Below are 16445 nucleotides of genomic sequence, written 5' to 3'. Positions count from 1 at the left end.
TCGGCGTAGGTCAGCACCGAGCCGAGCAGCCGATCGAGCTCGTCGGCAGTCAGCGTGCTCAGCGGCAGCCGGCCGTCGAGGTAGATGTCGCCGAGTCGGTCCAGCGCGAAGGAGACGCCGTACATCCGCAGGTTGCGCTGGAGCAGCCAGCGATAGACGCCCTCGTGGTTCTCGTCGGGGTTGCGACACACGAAGGCGTGGATGCCGACGGCGTGCGCGCCGATGTCGAGCCGGACAGCGGTCTGCAGCTTCTTCTCACCGGGCAGCGAGAACGAGAACACTCCCTCGGCGGTCTCCTCGACCTCGATCTCGTGGGCGGCCAGGTAGTCGCGGACCACCTGTCGCGGATCGGGGAGGCTCACACGGCCTCCCGGAGCTGGGTCTGGGCGCGGCCGTAGACGTCGAGGACCTGCTCGGCGGTGCGCTCCCACGCGAACATCCGCGCCTGCTCGAGCGCGCCGGCGGCGAGCCGGTCGCGCAGGGCGTCGTCCTCGACGATGCGGCGCAGTGCGTCGGCCCACACCTCGGGCTCGTGGCCGTCGACGAGCAGTCCGCTGCGGCCGTCGCGCACGACCGTCGTCAGTCCGCCGACGGCCGCGGCGACGACGGGCGTGCCCGTCGCCTGGGCCTCGGCAGCGACGAGGCCGAACGACTCGTTGTAGGACGGCACCGCCACGAGCGTCGAGGCGGCGCACCAGCGCGCCAGGTCGCCCTGGGAGACCGGCGGCACGAAGCGGACGACGCCGTCGGGCCCGTCGAGGCCGAGCTCGCCGGCCAGCTGGGCCAGCGACTCGGGGTGGTCGAGGCCGCTGCCCGACGGGCCGCCGACGATCGGGACGACCAGGCGCGAGCGCAGGTGGGGGGCGCGGGCGAGCAGCACGGCGACCGCGCGCAGCAGGACGTCGGGAGCCTTGAGCGGCTGGATCCGGCCGGCGAAGAGCAGCACCGCGGCGTCGGCGGGCAGGTCGAGCGCGGCGCGGGCGGCGGCACGGTCCTGCGGGCGGAAGACCTCCAGGTCGACCCCCGGGTGGACGACCTCGACCCGGCCCGGGTCGGCGTCGTAGAGGTTGATGAGCTGCTTGGCCTCGAGGTCGGTGTTCGCGACCAGCATGTCGGCGGCCTCGACGACCTGCTCCTCGCCGATGATCCGCGCCATCGGCTCGGGGGTGTCGCCGTCGGCGAGGGCGTCGTTCTTGACCTTGGCCATCGTGTGCATCGAGTGCACGAGCGGCACGCCCCACCGGTCGCGGGCCAGCGCCCCGACCTGGCCCGAGAGCCAGTAGTGGGAGTGCACGACGTCGTAGTGGCCGACCGGCTGGGCGGCCTCGGCGCGCAGCACCTCGCGGGCGAACACGCACAGCTGGCCGGGCAGCTCGGCCTTGGTCAGCCCCTCGAACGGGCCGGCGTGGACGTGGCGCACGGTGACGCCGTCGTACGCGTCGACGATCGGGTCGAGGGCCGAGCTCGTGGCGCGGGTGAAGATGTCGACGGCGATGCCCTGGGCGGCGAGCCGCTTGGACAGCTCGATGACGTAGACGTTCATGCCGCCGGCGTCGCCCGTGCCCGGCTGGTCGAGGGGCGAGGTGTGCAGGCTGATCATCGCCACGCGCCGGATCGGTTCCACTGCCACCTCGGGATCGTCTGGGGGTCCAACGAGGGGGAACGCGCTGGGGACGCGGTTGATTCCCGGGCGCTCCCCTCCGCCGATGAGGTGCCCGTCACGGTCAGCGGGCATGCGAGCCGCGGCTGCGGCGCGCCGACGGCGCGGCCCTCCGAGCGGACTCACGCGGGGCCTCCGCCGGCCGGTCACGTCGGTCGCGTCGGTCGCGCGCGAGGACGACGACCGAGACGACCAGCACGCCCACCCCGAACACGGCGTCGACGACGAGGGCGTCCCCGCCCTGGCGGATCACCTCGAGCACCGAGCCGACGAGCGCGGCGAAGCAGACCGCCACGATGATCCGCAGCCAGGTGGCGCTGCTGCTGACCAGGCTGGCGCCGGTCGCGACCACGGCGATCGTCAGCAGCGCGACGCCCGCCCAGGCGACCCCGTCGACGAGCCCGGCACCGGCGCCCGCGCGGTCGGCGACGTACGCCGCCAGCCAGCACAGACCGCCGAGCGACCCGGCGACCGCAGCAGGCACGCGCATCTGGACCCCTTCCGACGACAGGTCAGTGTGCCACCGGGCGCGCGGCGTCCACCACAATGGGCCCGTGAGCAGTTCCCGCACCGCCGTCGTCACCGGAGCCAGCAGCGGCATCGGCGCCGCGACCGCCCGCCGCCTCGCGGCGGAGGGCTTCCACGTGTTCTGCGCGGCCCGCCGCGCCGACCGCATCGAGGAGCTCGCCGACGAGATCGGCGGCACGCCGGTCGCGTGCGACGTGACCTCGGAGTCGTCCGTGGCCGCGCTGGCCGCCGCGGTCGGCGACCGGCTCGACGTCCTCGTCAACAACGCCGGTGGCGCCTTCGGCTCCGCCCCGGTGGCGGCCGCGGACACCGACGACTGGCGGCGGATGTACGAGGTCAACGTCATCGGGCTGATGCAGGTCACCCGGGCGCTGCTGCCCGCGCTGGTCGCGAGCGGCGCCGGGGCGATCGTCAACGTGGGCTCGACCGCCGGCCGGATCGCCTACGAGGGCGGCGCCGGCTACACCGCCGCCAAGCACGGCACCAAGGTCGTCACCGAGACGCTGCGCCTGGAGCTGTGGGACCAGCCGGTACGGGTCATGGAGGTCGCGCCCGGGATGGTGAAGACCGACGAGTTCGCGCTGGTGCGGTTCGAGGGCGACCGCGCGAAGGCGGAGGCGGTGTACGCCGGCGTCGCCGAGCCGCTCGTCGCGGAGGACGTCGCCGATGCCATCGGCTGGATGGTCACCCGTCCGCCCCACGTGAACATCGACGAGCTCGTCATCAAGCCGCGGGCCCAGGCCGCCCAGCACAAGATCTTCCGCGAGGGCTGAGCCGGGTCGAGCCCGGCGAGACCCCCGCAGGCTGCGCAGGGCGCCGGAGGCACGTCGGCCTGCGGGCCGTGGGGCTTGCGGTCATGGGCAGCAGAGACGGGACAGGTGCGCTCGGGTCGGGGTCGCGGGCCGGCTTTGGGGCCGCCGCCTCGGTCGAACGCCCCGCCCCGGGAAAGTGCGGTGTCTGGCTTCCACCTGGTTCACGCCAACCACCGCACTTTCGATCAGCCGCCGACCAGCACCGGCCGGGCGGTCACCACCCGCAACGGCTCCGCCTCGCCCGGGATCGTCACGGTCCCGTCGACGTGCTGCCAGCCACCGTTGCCGACCCGGAAGTCCGCCGCATACGTCGTGTCGACGCTGACCGCCACCCGGCCCTTCGACAGGTAGCGGTGGGTGATCTCCAGGTCCGGGTAGGCCGACCCCGGCGACGACGTCTGCTCGCTCGCCCCGTCCCCGTAGCGCCAGGTGAACGTGTCCGGCCAGATCCGCAGCTCCACCCGCTGCCCCAGCAACCGCACCACCCGGGTGAACTCGCCCTGCTCGGTGTAGAAGTTCGTCTCGAAGACGACCAATCCTTATTGTGTCCTTTGTGACAACACCGCGCGCAGCCGCGATCTACGCCCGCATCTCAAGCGACCCTCACGAGACGCGCGCCGGGGTCGAGCGTCAGCGCCAAGACTGCCGCGCCGAGGCTGAGCGGCTGGGTTGGCCCCTCGTTGACGAGTACATCGACAACGACGTGTCCGCGTACAGCGGAAAGCCCCGACCGGAGTACCAACGTCTCCTGTCCGACATCGAAGCCGGGGCTGTCGATGCCCTACTCGTGTGGCACCAGGACCGCCTGCACCGACGACCGATCGAGTTGGAGCACTTCTTCCAGATCGTTGACCGGGCTGGGATCAGCAGCAATATCCGCAGCGTGACTGGCAACGCCGACTTCGGCACCGGGGACGGCATCCTCGTTGCCCGCATCACCGGTGCGGTTTCCGCGAACGAGTCAGCCAGCAAGAGCCGCCGCATCCTGCGCAAGAAGGAAGAACTAGCCGCCGCTGGACTCCCCGTCACCGGGGGACGCCGCCCGTTCGGCTACACCCGCGACCAACTCCACGTGGACCCGGTCGAGGCCGACATCGTGCGGGACCTGGTGCGCCGCTTCCTCGCCGGTGACAGCGTGAAGAGCCTGACGGAGTGGCTCTCCGACACCGGCATCCCCACCACCGGCGGCGGAGAGTGGCGAACGACCACCGTCAGACAGATCATGACCAGCCCACGCATCGCCGGACTCATGGAGCACCGAGGCCAGGTGATCGGCCCCGCCAGGTGGCCCGCGATCATCACCGAGGACGAGCATCAGCGAGTCGTGGCCGCTTTCGCAGCACGGAAGCGCACCGGACAGCGAGCGCCCCAGCGCTACCTACTCAGTGGGGGCCTGCTGCGGTGCGGGAAGTGCGGCACCCGGCTCTACTCGACTCCCCGGGAGGGACGACGCCGTTACGGATGCCTGAAGGGCCCTGACCATCGTGGCTGCGGGCGGCTGTTCATCACGGCCGAGCCCCTCGAGGAACTGGTCACCTTGGCAGTGCTCTACCGACTCGACACCCCGGAGTTGGCTCAGACGATCAACGCGCAGACCGAGGCCGATCATCGAGCCCGCGAGGTTGCCGACATCATCGAGCAGACGCAGGGCCGACTGGACGACCTGGGCCAGATGTTCGCCGCCGGAGAGATCAGCCGCCGCGAGTTCGTCACGATGCGCACCACCATCGTCCAGCAGCAAGAGACCGCCGAGCGCCGACTAGCGACCCTGACCCGCACCGACGCCCTTGCAGGACTGTTCGGCACCGGCCGCAGCCTGTCCGAGACGTGGCATGACCTGACCCTCGCCCGCCAACAGGCGATCATCCGAGCCCTAACCACTGTCATCACCATCGGGCCCGGCCAGCGAGGCACCCGGGGCCTGGACCCGAACCGGGTCGACATCGAGTGGCGCGTCTGAACCCCCCTGTGGCTGGGGCGGCGGTGGTGGGGCCCCGCCCCTCCCCAACGGGCTCGTTCCTCGCCCGCCGGGGCCCCTAAGGGGCGACCCGAGATGCCCCACCACCCCCACCGCTCGATACCTCAGCCGAACGTGGTGTCGCCGAAGGCGCCCGCTTCCCCGCACGAGAGGCAGCGCCAACACGCGGCACGCGATCGCTCGGCACGGGGCATCAGCGAGAGCATCCCCGCAGCATCCCGAGCGCCCATGACGCCCGGCGCCTCAGCGCCGGTGAACCAGTGCAGCATCCCGCTCCCGCACTGACTGCACTCGCTGCGGAAGAGCTGCGCGACCGCGAAGTCAACCAGCAGAGTCGAGCTGCGCGGCGCGCGGCGTGGCCTAGGCCTGTTTCCCATCGTCCTTCACCCCCTCCCCCTTTCCGAGCCGGACAGAGTGCCCGGGAAGAGCCGAGCCGGTGAGGAGCACGCTCACCCGGCGCAGCGTTGCCGGATCGGTGACCTTGACCTGGAGCCCCTGAGCGGCACATGACGCAGCCACCCACGCGGCCAACTCGTCGGGCCCCATCACGACGCCACCGCCCGCGCGTGATCCCAGGAGAACCAGTACGCCGGCGGGCCCTCCCAGGCCGGCGCGTCCCGTGACCACCACTCAGCAGCCGGCGCACCGCCCATCACGGCCACCGCCTTGGCCAGCGCCTCGTGCCCAGAGCGTCCGTGCAGCCGCAGCCCACGGGGCTGGAAGCCCTGCCCGACCTCGTACCGGTGCAGACCTGATGCCCGATCGACGCTGCTGAACGCCTTGGTCACGTACTTGGACAGGTAGCGAGCAGTCGAGCGGCCTTGACGGAGCCCGCCAGCACCCGGAGGGACATCGCTAAGGCGCTTGATGTGGACGTACCCGTGACCCCACGCCTCATCGATCTTGCCGCGCGGGACGTAGCGGCCCATCGCGTAGTGCAGGTGGAGCCCATGCCCGCCGGGATGCCACTCCGGCACCCACACGTACGGGAACGCCGCGCCGCCCAGCGATGACCGAAGACGCCGGAAGAAGACCCCGACATCGGCGCGGACCTGGCCGGGGTCGTGACAGCCAGCACCGGCATAGGTCAGGGTGCCGAGACGATCCAGGCCGTTCGCAGCGCAGTAGCGCCGGACCTTGACCCCAGCACGTCGAGCAGCCTCGGCCCGCGACCGCTCGGGATCAACCGCCGAACCAGGAACCCCGCCGCCCGCCTTACGACGAGACGAGACGAAGCAGCCGCCGCCCTCGGCGGCATCGGGATAGAGAGTGAGGTACCAACCCGCGTCAGGAGCGCGGACAGGAAGTAGGGAGGCGTCGCGAGACCCAGCGGACGCCTTGTGCGCAGACAAGGCAGAGACCTTTCGGAAGGCAGGCTAAGGAAGCCCTGCCCCGACTGAGCGCTCAAAGCCGGTCCGGCCGGGAATCGCACCCGCGACCTACTCAGTCCACACCTACAGGTGAGCCCTCATGCCACGGGTCTTATTGGTTGCCTCTGCATTGCCGTTGCCCATGCCACAAGGAGTCTTGGCACGAAATCTACCTGCCCCGCCGACCGTTCCCATGAACGCCGGACGTCCGCGTGTCGCAGGTGAGAGGCCCACGCCGGGAGGCGTCGGCCCGAGCCGTCCTCGCGCTCCGCGCTTGTGGGCGGCTCGGGCCCCCGCCGCCCAGCACGGGCCGCCCCGATCTGGCCAACGAGTTACGTTGCTTCTTTCAAGTCAAGCGGCGCCGCTGGCGCGGCGCCTTTACGCTTCCGCTCATGAGCGACTCCGACATCCCGGACCTGTCGGCACTAGGCGTTCCCGGCGCTGCCCAGGGCGCTGGCGCTCTGGCGCTTTACTGGACGATCGGCCCCTCAATCCAGGCGGTCGGAAGGGTGTTCGGCGAGTGGACCGAGTACCGGCTGCGCAATCTCCTGCGGATCGGCGAGAAGGTGGCTAAGCGCATCCCATCCGACCCCGAGCCAGACGGCCAGGGAATCAACCCCAGGGCTGCGAAGGTCCTCATCGAAGAGGCCTCTTGGGTCGACGACGACCTGCATCAGGAGTATCTGGCGGGACTCTTCGTTGCCTCGCGGAGCCCCGACGGGGTTAGCGACGATGGCGCCTACTACACCAGGATTGTCGCGGGCCTATCCGCCTCTCAGGTTCGGCTTCACTACGGGATTTACCGCGCGTATTACGGTTCAACTCTCGACGGGACTGGCCTCGACCATCGCTTCAACGGTTCAAACGACGATCTTCGCGCAATCGCTGTTTGGGCGCCCCGCCAGTCCTACTTCGACCTGGCCGCGGCCCGAGAAGGCGCAGCCTCGGGCGACGGCTTCGCCGCTGCCGTGCACGGGCTACAGCGGGAGGGTCTCGTGACTGAGGTAGCGCCCCCGGTGGTGGATGATCCCCACATCGTGGCGGTGCCGTCACTGCTCGGCGCGGTGGTCTATCACCGCGCAATGGGTTACACCCCGACCGGGGTTGACGCGATCCGAAGCGACCGGGCCCAGCTGCAACGCATCAACCCCGAATACACGTTCGCGGAACTCTCTCCCGAACCCGCACAGTTGGCCCACGCGCGCATCGCGCCGGTGCGCGTGTAGACCGCCCAATCAAATGGTGTCCTAGGAACTTGTGTCCAAGTTCACCAACGTGCGGCCACCCGGCGGCTGCACCACCACCTCTGAGGCCGGCAGCGGGATGCGCCGGAACGCCCGCAACACCAGCCCCGGCGTCACCTCCGGCGGCGCGGCGACCGCGTCCTCGGGACAGTTGTTGCCGCCGGGGAGCAGTAGCCCGCTCTCGGTGACGTAGGTGGTGTATGTCATCGGCTCGCCGCTGTCGCACGTCGCCGTTTCAGAACAGGTTTGGGCACCACCCATGGCGCAGACCGACTCCTCGAACGAGGACACGACGGGATCGCTCTGAACAGCCGGAGATACAGATCCCGACCCACCCTGAGCCTCTATGACCTGCAACAGAATTGCGGTTGGCGCACTTGTAGCTGAGGCGCCATCGTCCGGGCCCCCATGGGCGGCTCGCGCTGTGCCTCCGGACGCCAGCAGCAGCCAGCCTGCAACGAGTAGGGCGCAGAGCCGCTTCATTGCTGCCCCATCGTCAAGACGGTCCATCCGTCTGCGCCTGCTTCGAGCAACAGCTCAAACGGCAGGGTCCCACCGGGAAATGACTGATCGTTTCTCGACCCGGGCAGATCGACGCGCTGCTCGGCACTGGCCAGATCACCCCGGACGAGAGCCCGCACCCCACCTTCGTGGTCTAGGAAGTTGGCTCGAAGGTGGCGGAATCGCCCTTCGCCACCTTCGATCCGGCCGCCTCGGTCGTAGACATCGACGATGTAGTTGATCGCGGCGTCGCAGGTGCCACATTGAGGAGCTAGGTCCCGAACGCCCTCAACATCCCCCGTCGCCTGCGCGTAATTGACCATCTCCCAGTAGAACTTCACGAACGCCTCGGCAGCCGCCGCATCCGTCCCCCGCGCCTCAGCAGGCATCGTCGGCTCGACGGGGCCCGACACGGGGGTGGTCGAGGGCGAGGAGGGCAGTGTCGCCGACGGCGACGGGTCGGCGACCTTGGGCTCGGGGTCATCGCCCGAGCACGCGCCGAGCGCGAGCACCGAGATCATCGAGAGTGCGGTGAGGACCGTCCGAGACCGGTTCACGGGCACGATCATTCCCCGCCGTCGCAGATTGCGAAACCGCCGTACCGCGATCTGTGGATGGTCTGACAGGATCAGCCCATGCAGACGATCGGACTCGTCGGCGGGATGAGCTGGGAGAGCAGCGCCGCCTACTACGAGGCACTCAACCAGGGCGTCGAGGAGCGGGTCGGGGGGCTGTCGTCAGCCAAGACGGTGATGACCTCCGTCGACTTCGCCGAGGTGACCGCGCTCCAGGAGCAGGAGCGGTGGGACGACGTCGCCGAGATCCTCGCCGGCGCCGCCCGCGGCGTCGAGGCGGCGGGGGCCGACTTCCTGCTGCTGTGCACCACGACCTTCCACCGCGTGGCCGACCAGGTCGCCGGCGCCGTGGACATCCCGCTGCTGCACCTCGCCGACGTCGTCGCCGACGCGTGCAAGGCCGAGCGGCTCGACTCCGTCGGCTTCCTCGGTACGACGTTCGCGATGTCCCGCTCGTTCTTCACCGACCGCGTCGCGGACCACGGGCTCACCGTCCACGTCCCCGACGAGAAGCACCACGAGATGCTCAACCGCGTCATCTACGACGAGCTCGTCCACGGCAAGGTGCTCGACACCTCCCGCCGCGCGGTCGTCGAGCTCATCGACGAGCTCTGGGACGCCGGCGCGGGCGGGGTGATCCTCGGCTGCACCGAGCTCGAGCTGCTCGTCCACCAGGCCGACGCGGACATCCCGGTCTTCCCCTGCACCACGCTCCACGTCGCCGCGGCCCTCGACCGCGCCCTCGCCTGAGCCGACAGCTGCCGGGCTATCGCCCCAGCACCAGCTCCACGAGCCGCGCGAGGTCGGGGGTGAGGTGCTGCTCGGGCACGTCCGCGCACGATCCGCAGAGGTCGAGCGAGTAGACGTACCGGTCCGGCTGCGGCGGACCACCCGCGACCGCTGCCAGGTCGAGGCGGTCCACGAGCGCGGCCACCTCGGCGGCACGCGGGTCGTCGCCGTCGAGGTCGAGCTCACCCGAGGCGCGCAGGCCGGCGAAGCCGCCGGTACGCCGCACACTCACCCGCCGCGAGCCCCTCGGCTGCCCGGGCGGGACCGGGGCGTCCGCCGACCCGGCAACCCCCACCTCCGACCACGCCGACCGCACGACCTCGGCGTGGGCCCCAGCGGCCTCGACCGTCGCCGCGGCGAAGCCCGCGAAGTCGGTGTCGGGGCCGACCGCGCCGCCCGTGAGCGCGGCGTACCAGACCCGCCCCGCGCCCTCCCACGTCGAGCCGCCGATCGCGGTCGCCGCGAGCTGGAAGGCCCGGTTGGGGATGCCGGAGTTGAGGTGCACTCCCCCGTTGTCGTCGGTGGTCTCGACGTAGTCGTTCAGGTGGCCGACCTGCGGGTCGCGACCCAGCGCCGGGTCGTCGTACGCCGTCCCGGGCGCGGCCATGTCGCGCAGCGCCCGCGCTCGCACGCCGGGCACGAAGATGCCCTCGCCGATCAGCCAGTCGGCCTCGGCGGCGGTCTGCCCGAGCAGCCGCTGCTTGAGGCAGGCCGCGAAGACGTCGGAGACCGACTCGTTGAGCGCGCCCGACTGCCCCTGGTAGCGCAGCCCCGCGGTGTGCTCGGTGACCGCGTGCGTCAGCTCGTGGCCGAGCACGTCCACGGGCCGGGTGAACCGCCCGAACACCGTCCCGTCGCCGTCGCCGAAGACCAGCTGGGTGCCGTCCCAGAACGCGTTGTCGTAGTCGCGGCCGTAGTGGACGGTCAGGCTGACGGGCGCCCCGTCGCCGTCGTACGACGAGCGCCCGTAGACCTCCGCGAACAGCGCGAGCGCGCCCGCCACCCCCGCGGCCGCCTCGTCGACCGCCGGGTCACCGGCCTCGGGCTCGCCCGCCGACCGCACGGCGCGGCCGGGCAGCGCCATCGCGTTGTCGGCGGTGTGGACGGTCCAGGCCGGGCCGCCGGGGCCGAGCACCGGCCGGCGTTCGAGGGTCGGCACCGCCCGGGCGCCGCGCAGCCGTTCGTCGACGACGAGGCTCTCGGGCGCGACCAGGCGGAGCAGGTACGGCGGGACGAACCGGCACGTCATCGCCCCAGGCTCTCACCCTCCGGTGCGGTCCACCAGGACGCTGTAGCCGAACACCATCGGGTTCGACCCGAACCGCACGAACACCGACGACATCGCCGCGGCGCCCGGCGTGGACCGCAGCGTCCACGCGTACGTGCACGACGGGGTCACCGGCATCGTCACCGACGTCGCGAACTCGAAGTCGTTCGAGATCGTCACCGTGGTCACCCCGCTCGGCGCGACGATGCCGAGCAGCACGTCCGGCGTGGTCACCCGGGTGGCGCCCGCGTCGACGCTCACGCCGATCTGCCCGAGGCAGGCACTGGTGTCGGCGCTGCCCGCGACCGTGACGCCGGGCGAGGCCACCGCGGCCTTGCCGTAGCCGTTGGCCACCACCACGACGCAGCGCAGGCTCGTGGCTGCGTCGGCCGCTGCGACGACGTACGTCGCACCGGTCGCGCCGGCCACGTCGGCGCCGTTGCGCTGCCACCGGTAGGTCGTGACGAGCTCGGGGATGCCCGCCCAGGTGCCGGGCTCGCAGGTCAGCGTCTGGCCGGCTGCGGCGGTGCCGGTGACCGCGGGAGCGGCGGTGTTCGCGGGGGCGTGGCCGGACGGCCCGGGGACGACCGCGGGGCTCGAGGTCGCCTGCGCGCTGCCCTGGGTGTTCGTGGCGACGACCGTGCAGGTCAGCGAGGCCCCGACGTCCTCGGAGAGGACGGTGTACGACGACCAGGTGGCCAGCGCGATCGCCGTGCCGTTCCGCTTCCAGCTGTAGGTGTAGCCCAGGCCGCTGCCCGACCAGGCTCCCGGCAGGCAGGTGAGCACCTCGCCGGGGGCGGCCGAGCCGGAGACGATCGGCGGCACCGTGTTCACCGGGTTCGCGGGCGCCTCGGCGGCCACGGTCACGGCCGCGGAGGACTGCTGGGCGCTGCCGGAGAGGTTGCTCGCGGTGACGACGCAGGTCAGCGCCCGGCCCGCGTCGGCGGCCCCGACCTGGTAGGTGGCTGCGGTGGCGCCGCCGATCAGCGCGCCGTCGCGTCTCCAGGCGAAGGCGTAGGCGGTCGCCCCGGTCCAGCTGCCAGGGCCGCAGGTGAGCGTCTGGCCGACCGCCGGCGTCCCGGAGACCACCGGCGCGGCGACGTTCACCGGTCCGGCCGTGCCCCCGCCGACCACGACCGGCGCGGAGGTCTGCTGGCTGCTGCCGCCGGTCGTGGTGGCGGTGACCGTGCAGCTGAGCGCGTGACCGGCGTCGGCGGCGAGGACGGCGTAGGTCGCGGCGGTGGCGCCCGTCAGCACCGCCCCGTCGCGCCGCCACTGGAAGGCGTAGGTGATCGCGGTGCCGGTCCAGCTCCCGGGCGAGCACGTCAGCGCCTGGCCGACGGCCGGGGTGCCGAGCACCGCCGGCGCGGAGACGTTCACCGGGCCGGCCGTGCCCCCGCCGACCACGACGGGCGCCGAGGCCTGCTGGCTGCTGCCGGAGGTGTTGGTGGCGGTCACCACGCACGTCAGCGAGGTGCCGGCGTCGGCGGCCACGACGGCGTACGTCGTGCCGGTGGCGCCGCTGATCGCACCCCCGTCGCGCCGCCACTGGTAGGCGTAGGTGTTGGCCGTTCCGCCGAACGGGCCGCCGCCGCCCGACCACGAGCCGGCGCTGCAGGTGAGCGTCTGGCCGACCGCCGCGGTGCCGGAGATCACCGGCGGCGAGATGTTCGTCGGCCCGGAGCCGCCACCGGACGCCGAGACGGTCACGGTGTCGCTGTAGACCCAGTCGCTGGTGCCCGAGGCGTTGCCGGCGCGCACCCGGCACCCGATCGTGGTGCCCGCGTCGGTGGCCGTGACGACGTACGTCGAGCCGGTGGCGCCGCCGATGACGCCGCCGTTGCGCAGCCAGGCGCGCTCGATCGAGCCCGGGGACCCGAACCAGCCGCCGCTCGAGCAGCTCAGCGTGGAGCCGACCTGGGCCGACCCGCCGATCGTGGGGGGCGAGGTGCTGACCGGGACGCCCCCTCCACCGCCGTCGCCGCCGCCGTTCCCACCGCCGTCGCCGTCGCCGCCGTCGCCGCCTCCGTCGCCTCCGTCGTCACCGCCACCGCCGCCGGAGCCGGGACGGACGTTCTTGGCCCAGTAGGTGTAGCCGCTGGTGTTCCAGCGCTGGGCCCGGCCGTTGCCGGTGTCGGCGATGAACAGGTCGCCCGAGAGCGACCCGCCGTCCTGGGCGTGCTGGGCCAGGGCGCCGGGGCTGCTGAGCCGGCCGGCCGCGCGGCTGGCCCGCGGCGGGTGGCCGAGGGTGCGGTAGAGCGAGAAGCCGTGGTTGGTGTCGACCAGGTAGACCGCGTTGTTGGCGATGTCGGTGACGGTGAGCTGGCCCCACTTGTCGACCGCGATGCCCGCCGGCATCGGGCGCTTGCCACCGCCGGGGCGACGCATCGTGAACGTCTGCGCGGGCTTGGCGGAGCTGCGCAGCGACGCCGCTTTGTAGGCGAAGACCTGGCCACGGTCGGGCACGGCGACGTACAGCATCGCCGGACGGCCGGCCTGGGCGACGCCGTAGGTGATGCCGCGCGGGTAGTCGTTGCCCGGCAGGTCGACGGTGGCCTCGAGGTCGCCGTTGCGGGCGTAGACCGAGACGCTGTCGTCGCAGCGGTTGGCGACGTAGATGCGGTTGTCGCGCGCGGTGATCCCGCCGTAGCGCTGCGGCGGGGCGCTCGCGTCGCAGTCCCGCACCGGGTCGTGGTCGTGGTGCGCGATCACCCGTCCCGACGGGCTGAGCAGCGACATCCCGGTCTCGTAGTTCACCCAGATGTCGTCGCTGGCGGTCACGAAGATGCCGTCGACGGCCTCGTCCTGGTCGAGCGGGAGCGACCCCTTCGCCTTGCCGCTCACCGAGATCCGCTGCAGCCTGCCCCCGGTCGCGAACCCGACGTACGTCGTGCCGTTCGAGCTGACACCGATCGCGGTGGGGCTGTCCGCGGTGCCGGCGGCGGCGTTCTCGGCGGTCGCCAAGGACACGGTCCCGAGCCCCGCGAGGATCATGGCCAGGCCGAGCAAGCGGCCCAGGGGGGCGTAGCCGCGCACGCGCCGACCCTAAGCCGACGTCGCCCCCGAGCGGGGCACTCGACTGGACCGGGTGACTGGACCGGTCAGGACGCGGGGGCGCGGTCGGGCGGGAAGCCGCCGGTGGCGACCGGCCCCCAGGAGTCGACCCGGATCCGGATCAGCGACTTGCCCTGGCGGCGCATCGCCTCGCGGTACTCGTCCCAGTCGGGGTGCTCGCCGGCGATGCAGCGGTAGTACTCGACCAGCCCGTCCTCGGCCTCCTGCGCCGGCATGTCGAGCACCTCGGCGGTGCCGTCGACCTGCACCCACGCGTCGTCCCAGTCGTCGGAGAGCACCAGCACCGTGGCCGCCGGGTTGCGGCGCAGGTTCACCGCCTTGGCGCGGTCGGGGTACGTCGAGATCACGATGCTCCCCTCGGCGTCCACCCCACCGGCGACCGGCGAGAGCTGTGGGCCGCCGTTGGCGCGGGTGGTGACCAGCACCAGGTGGTGGCGGGTCCGGACGAAGTCGAGCAGCTGCTCGCGACTGACGCGGTCCTGGGTGGCGATGCGAGGCATGGCGCCACTGTAGGTCGGTGGTGCGGCGCTCAGCGCCGGGGCACGACCGCCCCCGAGCCCGCCTGGGCCGAGCCGGCCGGGTTGGTGCCGGTGACCAGGCAGGTGAGCCGGTGCCCGCGGTCGTCCCCGAGCACCTCGTACTGGTCTCGCTCCGAGCCGCCCAGCGCGGCCCCGTCGCGGCGCCACACGTAGCCGAAGACCGGGGCGTTGCGCCACTGTCCGGGGTCGCAGTAGAGCACCGTGCCGACCTTGGCGCGGCCGATGATCCGGGGCCGCGTGGTGTTGCGCGGCGCACCGACCTGGCCGCCGCCACCGTCGGGCACAGCGACCGGGTCGCTGAGCGCCACCTTGCTGGTGCCGTTGCCGTTCACCGCCGCCACCCGGCAGGTCAGCTCGTGGTAGCGGTCGTTGTCCGTCACGAGGTACTCGGCGGCGTTGGTCCCGGGGAGCAGCTGGCCGTCGCGCAGCCAGCCGCGCAGGAACCTCGTCGGTCCACCGGTCCAGGTCCCGTTGCTGCAGCGCACGATCGACCCCGAGCTGGGCGTGCCGCTGATCCGCGGCGGCTGCAGCAGGTACGGGGGCGAGTGCGGGCCCGGGATCGGGAAGACCTCACTGGCGGTGGGCGCCGAGCTGGCGCCGCTCGCAGCCCGGACCGTCACCGTGCAGGTCAGCTCGGTGGCCACGTCGCGGGACGTGACGGCGTAGTCGGGTCCGTCGGCACCGCTGATCGGCAGCCCGTCACGCAGCCAGGCCAGCTCGTACGACGCGACGGCGCCGTCCCATTCCCCGGGCTCGCAGGTGAGGACCCGCCCGGCGTACGGCGAGCCCGTGATCCGCGGGAGCGCGGTGTTCACCGGTGCCCCGGGGTCGCCGGGCGGCGGCGCGTCGGCCATCCAGTCGGTGGTGCCGAGGTGGTCCCAGTGCTGGATCCGGCCGTTGCCGGTGTCGGCGACCCAGAAGCCGTCGCGGAAGCTACCGCCGGCGTTGTCGAAGGCGGTCGCCCGATCCAGGAAGCCGCGGTCCGACGCCGGGTCCGGCGGGTGGCCCAGGGTGCGGTAGTACCAGTAGTTCTCGGGGCCGTTGTAGAAGTGGACCGCGTTGTTGGCGACGTCGACGACGGCCAGCTGGCCCTTCTCGTCGGCGGCCAGCGGACCGGGCGCGGGGGTGCGGTAGCCGAAGAACCGCTTGATGACCAGGGTGCGTGCCGGCTTCGGGTCCGAGCGCAGCCGGGCGGTGTCGTAGGCGTAGACCCGGCCGGCGTCCGGGACCGACACGTACATCCGCGCCGGCAGGCTCTTCGCCGCGGGCGCGAGGACGACGTCGCGGGGATAGGCCCGGCCGGGGAGCCGGACGGTGGCCAGGAGCTCGCCGTCGCGCCGGTAGATCTCGACCGTCGGGGAGCAGCGGCCGGCGACGTACACGGTCTCCGCGCCGGCGGCCCCGGCGACGTGGAGGCCGCCGTAGCGCGCCGGGTCGTGCGCGCGGTCGAGCGGGCAGGCCCCGGACCCGACCGGGAAGTGGGTGAGCGCCGTGCCGTCCGGCGCGAGCTCGGAGACCCTGTCGCCGTAGTCGACCCAGACACTGCCGCCGGGCCCCACGTCGAGGGCGGTCACCGGGGCGTCCCGGTCCAGCGGCACGGAGCCGGCGACCACACCGCGGGCGTCGAGCCGCAGCAGCCGATGGCCGGCGGCATAGCCGACGTACGACGTGCCGTCGTCGGCCGCAGCGACCGCGATCGGCCGTCCGGTGCTCACCGCGGCCGCGGGCTCGGTGGGCAGCCCGACGAGGCCGACGACGGCCACAGCCGTCGCGAACCCCCCTGTCAGCGCAGCACGCAGCGCTCCCCCCACCCGTCGAGGCTAGCCGTCGATGCGGGCCCTGGGGGGTGAAATCGGTAGACTCGACCCTCGTGCCTACTACCGCTCGCACCGACCTCCGCAACGTCGCGATCGTCGCGCACGTCGACCACGGCAAGACGACGCTCGTCGACGCGATGCTCCGCCAGGGCGGGGCGTTCACCGCCCACCAGGCCGAGGGCGTCGCCGAGCGGGTCATGGACTCCGGCGACCTGGAGCGCGAGAAGGGCATCACGATCCTCGCGAAGAACACCGCGATCCACTACTCCGGCCCGTCGGGCGGCGGCCAG

The 16445-nt window shown here is 72.3% G+C and carries 16 protein-coding genes; 5 read left to right on the top strand and 11 right to left on the bottom strand.

Features of this window, described 5'->3' with window-relative positions:
- From Q0L15_RS24430 to Q0L15_RS24420, 3 genes are all read right to left on the bottom strand, one after another.
- A partial coding sequence (locus tag Q0L15_RS24430) for a YbjN domain-containing protein (RefSeq protein ID WP_296607456.1) occupies positions 1-362 on the bottom strand: 362 nt, incomplete at its 3' end.
- Positions 359-1600, bottom strand: a complete 1242-nt coding sequence (mshA, locus tag Q0L15_RS24425; protein WP_296607457.1) for a D-inositol-3-phosphate glycosyltransferase — start codon at positions 1598-1600, stop codon at positions 359-361. The genes mshA and Q0L15_RS24430, both read right to left, overlap by 4 nt.
- A gap of 124 nt (positions 1601-1724) precedes the next feature.
- Entirely contained in the window at positions 1725-2150 is a 426-nt protein-coding gene (locus Q0L15_RS24420; protein ID WP_296607455.1) for a hypothetical protein, read from the bottom strand.
- Positions 2151-2214: 64 nt separating this feature from the next.
- Between Q0L15_RS24420 and Q0L15_RS24415 the strand changes: the two genes are divergently transcribed.
- Positions 2215-2961, top strand: a complete 747-nt coding sequence (locus tag Q0L15_RS24415; RefSeq protein WP_296607454.1) for an SDR family NAD(P)-dependent oxidoreductase — start codon at positions 2215-2217, stop codon at positions 2959-2961.
- Positions 2962-3185: 224 nt separating this feature from the next.
- On the opposite strand, the gene Q0L15_RS24410 is transcribed toward Q0L15_RS24415, so the two are convergent.
- A complete protein-coding gene (locus tag Q0L15_RS24410) occupies positions 3186-3536 on the bottom strand; it encodes a hypothetical protein (protein WP_296607453.1) in 351 nt (116 codons plus the stop codon).
- 17 nt (positions 3537-3553) lie between these two features.
- On the opposite strand from Q0L15_RS24410, the gene Q0L15_RS24405 reads away from it, so the two are divergent.
- Positions 3554-4960, top strand: a complete 1407-nt coding sequence (locus Q0L15_RS24405) for a recombinase family protein (protein WP_296607452.1) — start codon at positions 3554-3556, stop codon at positions 4958-4960.
- A 563-nt stretch (positions 4961-5523) separates the two neighbouring features.
- Here the strand turns inward: Q0L15_RS24405 and Q0L15_RS24400 are convergent.
- Complete coding sequence (locus Q0L15_RS24400) at positions 5524-6330, bottom strand: hypothetical protein (protein WP_296607451.1); 807 nt, start codon at positions 6328-6330, stop codon at positions 5524-5526.
- Between the two features lie 410 nt (positions 6331-6740).
- Here Q0L15_RS24400 and Q0L15_RS24395 point away from each other — a divergent pair, with 410 nt between their 5' ends.
- Positions 6741-7574 carry a hypothetical protein gene (locus Q0L15_RS24395; RefSeq protein WP_296607450.1) on the top strand — a complete coding sequence of 278 codons (834 nt, stop codon included), beginning with the start codon at positions 6741-6743 and terminating at the stop codon, positions 7572-7574.
- A gap of 21 nt (positions 7575-7595) precedes the next feature.
- Here Q0L15_RS24395 and Q0L15_RS24390 read toward each other — a convergent pair whose 3' ends face one another.
- Together Q0L15_RS24390 and Q0L15_RS24385 are read right to left on the bottom strand one after the other, a co-directional pair.
- A complete protein-coding gene (locus Q0L15_RS24390) occupies positions 7596-7883 on the bottom strand; it encodes a hypothetical protein (RefSeq protein ID WP_296607449.1) in 288 nt (95 codons plus the stop codon).
- A gap of 188 nt (positions 7884-8071) precedes the next feature.
- On the bottom strand, positions 8072-8614 hold the full coding sequence (locus tag Q0L15_RS24385; protein WP_296607448.1) for a DUF6318 family protein: 543 nt from the start codon (positions 8612-8614) through the stop codon (positions 8072-8074).
- Between the two features lie 114 nt (positions 8615-8728).
- Between Q0L15_RS24385 and Q0L15_RS24380 the strand changes: the two genes are divergently transcribed.
- A complete protein-coding gene (locus tag Q0L15_RS24380) occupies positions 8729-9418 on the top strand; it encodes an amino acid racemase (RefSeq protein WP_296607447.1) in 690 nt (229 codons plus the stop codon).
- A 16-nt stretch (positions 9419-9434) separates the two neighbouring features.
- On the opposite strand, the gene Q0L15_RS24375 is transcribed toward Q0L15_RS24380, so the two are convergent.
- The 4 genes from Q0L15_RS24375 to Q0L15_RS24360 all read right to left on the bottom strand — a co-directional run bounded on the left by Q0L15_RS24375 (position 9435) and on the right by Q0L15_RS24360 (position 16149).
- Positions 9435-10706: a protealysin inhibitor emfourin gene (locus Q0L15_RS24375; protein WP_296607446.1), complete on the bottom strand. Its 1272-nt coding sequence runs from the start codon at positions 10704-10706 to the stop codon at positions 9435-9437.
- 12 nt (positions 10707-10718) lie between these two features.
- Positions 10719-13760, bottom strand: a complete 3042-nt coding sequence (locus Q0L15_RS24370; RefSeq protein WP_296607445.1) for an immunoglobulin domain-containing protein — start codon at positions 13758-13760, stop codon at positions 10719-10721.
- A 65-nt stretch (positions 13761-13825) separates the two neighbouring features.
- Positions 13826-14299, bottom strand: a complete 474-nt coding sequence (locus Q0L15_RS24365; protein ID WP_296607444.1) for a PPOX class F420-dependent oxidoreductase — start codon at positions 14297-14299, stop codon at positions 13826-13828.
- Between the two features lie 29 nt (positions 14300-14328).
- Positions 14329-16149 carry a hypothetical protein gene (locus Q0L15_RS24360; protein ID WP_296607443.1) on the bottom strand — a complete coding sequence of 607 codons (1821 nt, stop codon included), beginning with the start codon at positions 16147-16149 and terminating at the stop codon, positions 14329-14331.
- A gap of 59 nt (positions 16150-16208) precedes the next feature.
- Between Q0L15_RS24360 and Q0L15_RS24355 the strand changes: the two genes are divergently transcribed.
- On the top strand, positions 16209-16445 hold a 237-nt coding region (locus Q0L15_RS24355; protein ID WP_296607442.1), incomplete at its 3' end, for a GTP-binding protein.

Source organism: Nocardioides sp. (assembly GCF_024509035.1).
In the GTDB taxonomy this organism is placed as follows: Bacteria; Actinomycetota; Actinomycetes; order Propionibacteriales; family Nocardioidaceae; genus Nocardioides.
This window is presented reverse-complemented; position numbering and strand designations above follow the sequence as displayed.

Bases quoted from the DNA above. Each gene is read 5' to 3' on its own strand.
- mshA (WP_296607457.1), bottom strand. From the start codon at position 1,600: ATGATCAGCCTGCACACCTCGCCCCTCGACCAGCCGGGCACGGGCGAC.
- Q0L15_RS24420 (WP_296607455.1), bottom strand. From the start codon at position 2,150: ATGCGCGTGCCTGCTGCGGTCGCCGGGTCGCTCGGCGGTCTGTGCTGG.
- Q0L15_RS24395 (WP_296607450.1), top strand. From the start codon at position 6,741: ATGAGCGACTCCGACATCCCGGACCTGTCGGCACTAGGCGTTCCCGGC.
- Q0L15_RS24385 (WP_296607448.1), bottom strand. From the start codon at position 8,614: ATGATCTCGGTGCTCGCGCTCGGCGCGTGCTCGGGCGATGACCCCGAG.
- Q0L15_RS24380 (WP_296607447.1), top strand. From the start codon at position 8,729: ATGCAGACGATCGGACTCGTCGGCGGGATGAGCTGGGAGAGCAGCGCC.
- Q0L15_RS24375 (WP_296607446.1), bottom strand. From the start codon at position 10,706: ATGACGTGCCGGTTCGTCCCGCCGTACCTGCTCCGCCTGGTCGCGCCC.
- Q0L15_RS24365 (WP_296607444.1), bottom strand. From the start codon at position 14,299: ATGCCTCGCATCGCCACCCAGGACCGCGTCAGTCGCGAGCAGCTGCTC.